The sequence below is a fragment of the Alistipes sp. ZOR0009 genome, assembly GCF_000798815.1.
Taxonomy (GTDB): Bacteria; Bacteroidota; Bacteroidia; order Bacteroidales; family ZOR0009; genus Acetobacteroides.
In genome coordinates this window covers 24,272-32,430 of the sequence record NZ_JTLD01000061.1, presented here as the reverse complement: position 1 = coordinate 32,430, position 8,159 = coordinate 24,272, and the positions used below count along the sequence as shown (strand labels likewise).

5 protein-coding genes are annotated in these 8,159 nt (G+C 46.9%); all 5 read right to left on the bottom strand.

All coding sequences use genetic code 11. The features are described 5' to 3' along the window. Nucleotides 1-701: 701 nt before the first annotated feature. Nucleotides 702-1,724 (bottom strand): hypothetical protein, encoded by a 1,023-nt coding sequence (locus tag L990_RS15370; protein ID WP_047451185.1) that lies wholly within the window; start codon nucleotides 1,722-1,724, stop codon nucleotides 702-704. Between the two features lie 14 nt (nucleotides 1,725-1,738). Next, nucleotides 1,739-3,172 (bottom strand): MBOAT family O-acyltransferase, encoded by a 1,434-nt coding sequence (locus L990_RS15365; RefSeq protein WP_047451183.1) that lies wholly within the window; start codon nucleotides 3,170-3,172, stop codon nucleotides 1,739-1,741. Nucleotides 3,173-3,175: 3 nt separating this feature from the next. Further along, complete coding sequence (locus tag L990_RS15360) at nucleotides 3,176-3,418, bottom strand: acyl carrier protein (protein WP_047451180.1); 243 nt, start codon at nucleotides 3,416-3,418, stop codon at nucleotides 3,176-3,178. A gap of 13 nt (nucleotides 3,419-3,431) precedes the next feature. Beyond that, complete coding sequence (locus L990_RS15355) at nucleotides 3,432-4,925, bottom strand: AMP-binding protein (RefSeq protein WP_047451196.1); 1,494 nt, start codon at nucleotides 4,923-4,925, stop codon at nucleotides 3,432-3,434. A gap of 1,029 nt (nucleotides 4,926-5,954) precedes the next feature. Then, a complete protein-coding gene (locus L990_RS15350; RefSeq protein ID WP_047451179.1) occupies nucleotides 5,955-8,123 on the bottom strand; it encodes a peptidase domain-containing ABC transporter in 2,169 nt (722 codons plus the stop codon). Between the last annotated feature and the right edge of the window lie 36 nt (nucleotides 8,124-8,159).

The window sequence follows — 8,159 nt, the reverse complement described above, 5'->3', positions numbered from 1 at the left end:
CCTCCTGCTTTAGAATAAGCATATGAATGCAAGGAAGCATTATAAAAAAAGAACCATCAGCAAAAAGTCGCAAATCGCACTACTCAATACTCATATCGCAAATCACAAATCTCCTATCCCTCTACAAATCCGTCAACAGTAGCCCTTTCCTTCATCCGGCAGCTATGCCATAATAGAAAACCACCCTCACATCCGCCAACACCCGTGGCGAAGCCACACAACCAACGGCGAAAATCCATGTTTGAGCAACACTCGGGAGGCACCTGACTACCAAATGAGCAAATCTTAATCGTTCTGCCACCGCACCACAAAGCCTCAAAAACCCATAAGCCGATGGTGCGAGTTAATTTCCGCCATGTTTTTTCGATTCCTTTTTTGCGCCAAAAAAGGAATGGCAAGAAGTAACTCTGTAGCAAAACAACCAATTAGGGCACAGGAGAAACCTTTCGTAGAAAAAATTCCTTCCGGCAGCAATGCCATAATAGTAAACCAACCTCCTATCCGCCAACACCCATGGCGAAGCCACACAACCATCCACAAAAAGCCCCACATCGCAAATCTCAATACTCACATCTCATATCCCACTACTCAATACTCATATCGCAAATCTCATATCTCAGATCGCAACAAAATCAAAAAGCAACGGTCGCCCTGCATTGGCAAGAGCGACCGTTGTACAACATTATCAGCATCCTTAAGCGTTACTGCTGCTTGGTTTGGTATATCTGCTGTAAAATTCGGGCACCAAGCGTTGGTCTAAAGTGACCCGCCTCATAATAGTTATGAATATCAGAGGTGTACTCATTAATCCCCGTAAAGTCCCAAACAGCGGAGTCACCCAATATGCTCTTCATCAACCGGATATCCTCTGGGTTGATTTTTGTTTGGCAGTACTCTGGGCTCATAACGAACTTGATGGTTGCCTTATGCTTGTCACAAATGCGCTTGATGTTCTGAAGCAGCTTCAGCTGCAAGCTGTAAATGGAACGCTCCTCCATCTTTCCAGCCCTCTTGCGAGGCTTAAAATCAGCCTTATGCTCCACCCAGTAGCGCTCTCCCAAACGTTTTATCTCCCTATCGCGGGGATTAATAAAGTTGTTGGTATAGGGCTCCCTAATAGGCAAACAAGGGGCAATAACTCCCTTCATAGAAGGTTGGTACCTTTTTGTTATTAGATACTTTAGGTAGTGGACCGAAAAGTCGGGCTGCAGGAAACGCTGCAAAAAGCGCATCTGAAACTCCAGTTTGCCCATATTAGCCGCTTCGGGCGAGATGAGATGCTCATTTTCGAGCATCGGATAGGCATCCTTCAATAGCGGAACGTTGGCTATCACCAGCACATTCTTTATTGTAGCGCCTACCGAGTCAAGCAGCTCGAGCTTCTGGCTAACACCACCAAGGCTCTCTCCGTTATCAAAGAAACGAACGGCACAATCGCCTGGCTGTAGGTACTTTTGCCATTCGGTGGTGGTAAAGGCCATAGTGCTAGAGTTACCCATGATGTACGAGTTGTAGGGAATCGAATCGCGATGCGCCAGGTAGTTCTGCCAGCCAACGTAGGCTTCGTTAAGCATAACATTTGTCCTATCGAACCGCTCGTAGCGATGCAGCACCATCAGCGGATCCTTTATAAAGTAAACGGCAACTATGATGTTGATCGGTAAAAGCAGAATGAAAATGCGAAGCCAAAAGCGGGCCTTGGGGTTTTTAGGTTGATTAGTCATATCCTCAATAGCCTTTAAAATTGTAAGTAGATAAAGTTGTCGGCGCCAAACTTACCGTGCAGCAGCAGCAAAAAGACCATCAGGTAGTAAACACCCCAGCGCAACCATACGGGCAAACGCTGAAATCTTCCAGCCAAATCCTTTTTAGAGGAGAGATATTCGTATACCAGCACCAGCACTAGAGCAATACCAGCAACAATGGCGGTATTATCGCTCATACCGATGTTCATCTCCTTCCACGAATGCTCCACCTCGAACGAGATGTTACGGAGAAAGTAGAGCGCATCGGAGAACGAACTTAACCGGAAGAATATCAAAGAAACGGCAAATAGCAGGTAGGTTTTAACCATCATAAAGGCCGAAGCCACTGGCGCCCCTACCATCTTTTGAAGCCTTTGGCTAAAGTGCGGAAAGCGCATCTCACAGCATATCAGAAAGCCTTGAATAAAGCCGTAGAAGGCAAAAGCCCAACCGGCACCATGCCACACGCCCAGCAGAACAAACGTTACAATAAGGCTAAGGTATATACCCCACTCTCGCCAGCTGCGGGTAGCAGCCGTTAACGGGATGTAAAGGTAGTCGCGCACCCAAAAGGAAAGCGACATATGCCAACGACGCCACAGCTCCGATGTACTTTTGGATACAAACGGGCGGTCGAAGTTGGGCGATAGCTCAATGCCAAACATACGTGCCCCACCAACAGCGATATCGGTATAGCCCGAGAAGTCGGCATAAAGAACTACGGGGTAAAGCAGGCAGGTCATCAGCAGCTGCACCCCCGATATCTCGTGCACCGAGCTAAACATCATGTCGGTAGATGGCGATATATAGTTGGCAATAAGCAGCTTTTTGAATAGCCCCAGAAAGATGAGCTTTAGCCCCGATACAATGTTAGTGTAGTCGAATGGCTTCGGATTTTTAAGCTGTTCAAGCATCGAGTCGCCCCGCTCAATTGGTCCCGAAAGGAACTTCATGAAGAAGAGCATATACAGCATAAAGTTAACCGGATTGCGCTCGGCACGATACTCCTGCCAGTAGATATCGGTTAAATATCCAATGGCCTGAAAGGTATAGAAGGACATCCCCAGCGGAACGATAATCTTATCGGCGAGGGTCCCTGCGTTGGTAAAGGGTAGTAGGGAATGAATTACCCCTACCGAAAACGAGCTGTAGTGGAAGAATAGCCATCCTCCAATAAGCCCAACAATGCTTACAATGTATAGCGTCTTTACTGGCCTTTGATTGTTTCGCTGCTCGATCCACTGCCCCATAAAAAAGGTGTACAAGGCCACCACCACCGCCGTTATTAGAAAAGGCAAATGGAACCAGCCAACAAATACCCCGCTAGCCAAAAGCAGCAGGGCATTACGATAACGTCCTTTTAGTGCATAGCAAAGAATAAAGCAGACGGTAAATAAAGCCAGAAAGCTAAATGAAAGAAACTGCATTACCTACTGCTTTTTTGATACGATAGCGTTACATAAATCGCCGACATTCTTAAACTTAACCATTTCGCGAAAGCTGAACTTAATTCCGAACTGCGCCTCCACCTCTGCAATAATCATCATATGCGAAAGGGAATTCCACCCGTCCACATCGTTGGTTGTTGCCGTTTCGGTAAGCTGGATATTATCCCTTTTAAGAACCTTTTGAAAGATGGTCTCTACCTGCGCTAGTACTTCTGCCTGAGTCATTATTTTTATTTGTTTAGATAAGCTGTGCTATTTTCTTTCGGTCTACCTTGTTGCTGTTTGATACGGGGAACTGAGGTATGCAATGAATTCGTTTGGGGAGCATGTAGCGGGGCAGCTTCTCCTTCAGGAAATTCTGCAGCAGCTGCTCCTCGCAGCTATGGTCCTCTACAACCATATGCAGCTCGGTATAAACACCATCCTGCGCGGCAGGAATCACCACCACATTGCAGGTATTATCAAAAAACTGCTTGGCGGTGTACTCTATCTCGCTAAGCTCTATGCGGAATCCCTGAATCTTTACCTGATAGTCTTTACGGCCGCAGTAAATGATATCACCCTCACCGTCTACAATACACAGGTCGCCAGTTTTGTAGAAAATCTTGCCGTTGCGAGCAACCAGCGCTGCTGCCGACTTTTCTGGATCATCCAAATATCCACCTAACACCTGATCGCCAGATACTAGAAGTTCCCCCATCTCTCCCGATGGAAGCGCATTTCCCTGCTCATCCTCAATCAGAATATCGATACCGTCAAATGGTTGCCCCACGGCCACCATCCCGTTGCGATGCTTGCATCCCTGCGCTGGAATTTTATAGTAGGTACAGTATATGGTAGCCTCGGTAGGGCCGTAAAGATTTACAAACTCGGCGTTGGGAACCGAAGCTCTGAACTCATCCAGCAGCTCCACCTGCGACGCCTCCGCCGTTACCACCAGGTAGCGCAACGAAGGGAAGCACATCTCACCAAAGTAGGGCGAAAGCAGCTGCAGCAGCGATGGCGTTACAGCAGCAAAAGTTAGCTCGCAGGTATCTAGCAGATCAAACACCTTCATGTGCTTCACATCCTGGTAGCCTACGGTGTAAATGCTTGCTCCAAGGGTAAGCGGGTAGAGCATCGAAACAACCGAAACGTCAAATGTTAGCTCGAACATCTGCAGCATACGATCGCGCTCGCTAAGCAGCCAGCCCAGCTGGCCGTATGCCCTGTAAAAGGCATTTAGGTTGGTACGTGTGATGGGTACTCCCTTGGGCTCATTGGTGCTGCCCGAGGTGAAAATGATGTAGGCGTTGGCATCGCCACTAGCAGCCTGATAGCTCTGCTGCAGGATGCTACTCTCCTCCAACATCGTGGTGTCAACCAGCGTAATCCCCTTCTGGCTAAAGGCCTCCTGCTCGAACGGCCCCGCATATAAGATGGTTCGCAACCCTGCCGTAGCGGTAATCTTCAAATTGCGGCTTTCGGGGTAAGATGGATGCAGAATTACGTAGGTTTTTCCGCACATGAGCGTAGCCAGTATCGAGGCGTAGGTCTCGATACGGTTTTCGGCCACAATTCCGACCCTTTGATCTGTTGTACCAGAAAGATACTGCATAATGCCACCCACCTTACTACCTAACTGGGCATAGGTATAGTGTACATCGTCTATAACAAATGCGCTATTTTCGGGGTAGCGCTGCATTGCCCCCAAGATATCCTGAATGATATCCTTTTTCTCAATCTCTACCATTTTCATTCCTGCTCTATGCCTTATTTTAGAGGCGGAGCCACCGCTTTGTTGCTGCCAGCTTCTGATCCCCCAACCAAAAGCCAACCATGATCTCTTACTGCCAGCTATTACACCACGAAATAACTAGCAGGTTGCAAGCCGATAGCTCGAACCAATCTAATTCAGATTTAGAAAATTAACTTGTTTCTAGAGATGGTAGTTGAGACTCAATTCCAATAGATGAATCAACCCAGCTCTAGTATTATAACGGTGTTACCTAACCTACCTTGCGCATTATGAGAGGCGAAAATCCTCCTTCTGCCGTCTTGATGCCTATATCTCCGAACCCCCATTCAAAAATGTAAGCACTATCCCTTACCAAGACAAAAATTCCTCGCCAATCCAGTAGGTGGTAAAATCACCCTCTTCCCTTCCTATTTCATCATAACTTTTATTTAAAACGGAACATTACCGCCGGGCAACTCGCTGCCTTAATACTATAGAGAGATTTTTTCCTTTTTGTACTCTACTTTTTCGAAAAAAAATCACATTTAATTCAAAAAGTATACATTACAAATGGTTGTCGCTTAATTTCAGACTCTTTCACTTCTTAAAAGTCAACATTTCTAACGGACAAAGCGCTCCGAAAGTGTGCCCTCAAAAATGATCCTCGATAAATATCTATTTTATCTCAATAAAAGAACTGCTGTAACGGCAAAGATTCAATTGTAGAAAACAAATTGAAGGGACATTATAACAGAGAAGAATTAACAACTGATATACATATAAATAGGCAACATATTTTGACTTTATAGCCATTGAGATAGATTGCACTGACTATAATGATAGCAGATAGCGAATGCCATTTTACATTGCACTCGCTATCTGCTTGTTTTGTTCTTCTTATCGGTTTTATACCGATAGGACAAAGTACCTTTTTTATTTTATAAAACTACACAACCTATTTATAAGAGACACCTCCTGTTTTATGTAGATAATTTACAAAACAACACTTAATATATGATATCGACAGCAACGAACTTCAAAAGATCATACAAAATCCACCATCTGATCTTCGCATAATTCTCTATAGAACATCACTTTATCTTTTTGCTCTAATTTTTTATTATGTAGCAGGTAAAGTTTATCAGATATGGGAAGCATATCAGGTAAATGGGTAACTATAAGAATTATTTTATCTACCTTCAAATCCTGAATAAGCAGCCGTACAAAATTTGCGGCCTCCCTATCAAGCGATGCAGTTGGCTCATCAAGCAGCAGGATGGATGGCTTGCGGACAAGCGCACGGCATAGTCCGAGCAGCTGCCTCTGCCCGCCCGATAGGTTTACGCCATCTTCACCAACAGGAGTGAGTAGGCCAAGCGGGAGTTGCTGGAAAAAGCGGTTGAAGCCCAGCTGCTGGCATAGCGTTTCGGCCTGCTTAAGGCTCTCCAGATCGTTTCGCATGGCAATATTTTCCAGCAAGGTGGCGTTAAGTAGCTTTACCTCCTGAGGAGCAACACCGATGCAGCTGCGTAGTAGGGGTGTATTAATGCCACTCCACTCTTTGGCATTAATTTCAATAGTTCCTTCTCCTGGAATATAAAAACGCTGCAGCAGCTGAAGGATGGTACTCTTCCCTCTGCCAATTTCACCCATAAGGCAGGTAATCTCGCCTCGGCGGAGTACCAACGAAGCTTTATCCAGCAGAAGGCTGCGCCCGGGGTAGCGGAACGAAACCTCCTTTAGGGCAATGGTCTCTATTCGTATTGAAGATGCGTTACTCTCGTCTAGAGTTTCTTCTTTCTCACCCTGTATGAAATCGTGCAAACGGGTAAAGGCAACATTAGCCTCCTGAAATTGTACTATAGCTAGCGAAAGGGAAGCTGCTGTTCCTACTACCGTGCTCGCAAGCGACAGGGCGGCCATCAGCTCGCCAACAGTTAGCCACTTCTCGAGTACACCAAATGCTCCAAACGATACTACGGCAACCAGAATAATGGTGGCAGCAGTTTGGAATATTAGCCCCAACTTATTACTGAATAGCCCAAGGTCGTACGACTTTTCCTGGTAGTTGCCGTACGCTTGCGCTACTTTTTCGGTATGTACCTGTTCGACTTGCGACGATTTTATGGCTTCCACACCCTGAATGGTATTCACGAAGCAGCTTTCCGAGGTGGCGTACGAGGCCATAACTTGCTGCTGATACTCCTTTATGCGCTTGCTATTGCGCATGGTAATTATTGGAAAAACAATCACGGCGCTCAGCGATACCACGCCGAGCCATGTAGAGTAGCTTATCAACAGAATAAGTGCGGTAATCAGCCCAAGCAGGTCGATAACCATTGATGAGGTGATGGCGCTGAGCACCTGCTGCAGCCTACGGGTGTCGTTAAGGCGGGCAACCATGTCGCCGGTTTTAAGGCTGTCGAAAAAGCGCTTGGGCAGCATCATGCTGATGCCGAAGAACCAGCTAACCGTCCTATTCCCAAAATCCTTAGACTGACGGGTAAGCAGAATGCCTCGTAGGTATCCGATGAAGTTCTTTGCCATTAGCAGCAGGAAGATTACCACCAGCGAGGCCACCAGCTTCTTGATATCGCCGCTGGGGAGCAGCTTATCCACCAGCTTCTGGGAGAAGATGGCCAAGCTCAGCCCAAGTGCCGCAAGCACCACACCCATGGCAACCGCTACGCCGAGTATGCCCCAGTCGTTGCGGGTAAGTTCCTTGGCCAGCAGCCAACGCTGCGAGCGTAGCTCCTTTTGCTTAACAAAATTACTTGCAGGCTTAACCAGCAGCAGCGACTTGCTCTTCCATGCCTCATTCAGCTCTTCTTCGGTCATCTCAACAACACCCTTGCCGGGGTCGCCGATAATGAAGTGGCTGCCATTCCAGCCGTAGCACACCACGTAGTGCTGCATGCTGTTCTCGTTAAGAATATGGAGAATGGCTAAATAGGTAATATCCTTAAGCGCCTTGGTGTCTCCCTCGTAGCCATCTGCATCGAACCCAAGAGTAGGTGCCAGCTGGTAGAGACCAAGTAGGGTGGTGCCCGTAATGGTGGTTCCGCTGTTGGCCACCATCTGCTCCTGCTTGGCAACGCCGCCGTAGTACTTCACCGCCGATGCCATGCAGGCCAGCCCGCACCAGCTTTGGTTGTACTGCAGCACATGCGTCTTTTGGGCATGCTTGAGCATATTAACCTTACTATTCTGCATATATAATCGATATTGTTTTGATTAGATACGTTTCAA

What these genes read in the sequence shown, in the direction of transcription:
- L990_RS15370 (WP_047451185.1), bottom strand. Translation starts at nt 1,724, where the DNA reads ATGACTAATCAACCTAAAAACCCCAAGGCCCGCTTTTGGCTTCGCATT.
- L990_RS15365 (WP_047451183.1), bottom strand. Translation starts at nt 3,172, where the DNA reads ATGCAGTTTCTTTCATTTAGCTTTCTGGCTTTATTTACCGTCTGCTTT.
- L990_RS15360 (WP_047451180.1), bottom strand. Translation starts at nt 3,418, where the DNA reads ATGACTCAGGCAGAAGTACTAGCGCAGGTAGAGACCATCTTTCAAAAG.
- L990_RS15355 (WP_047451196.1), bottom strand. Translation starts at nt 4,925, where the DNA reads ATGGTAGAGATTGAGAAAAAGGATATCATTCAGGATATCTTGGGGGCA.
- L990_RS15350 (WP_047451179.1), bottom strand. Translation starts at nt 8,123, where the DNA reads ATGCAGAATAGTAAGGTTAATATGCTCAAGCATGCCCAAAAGACGCAT.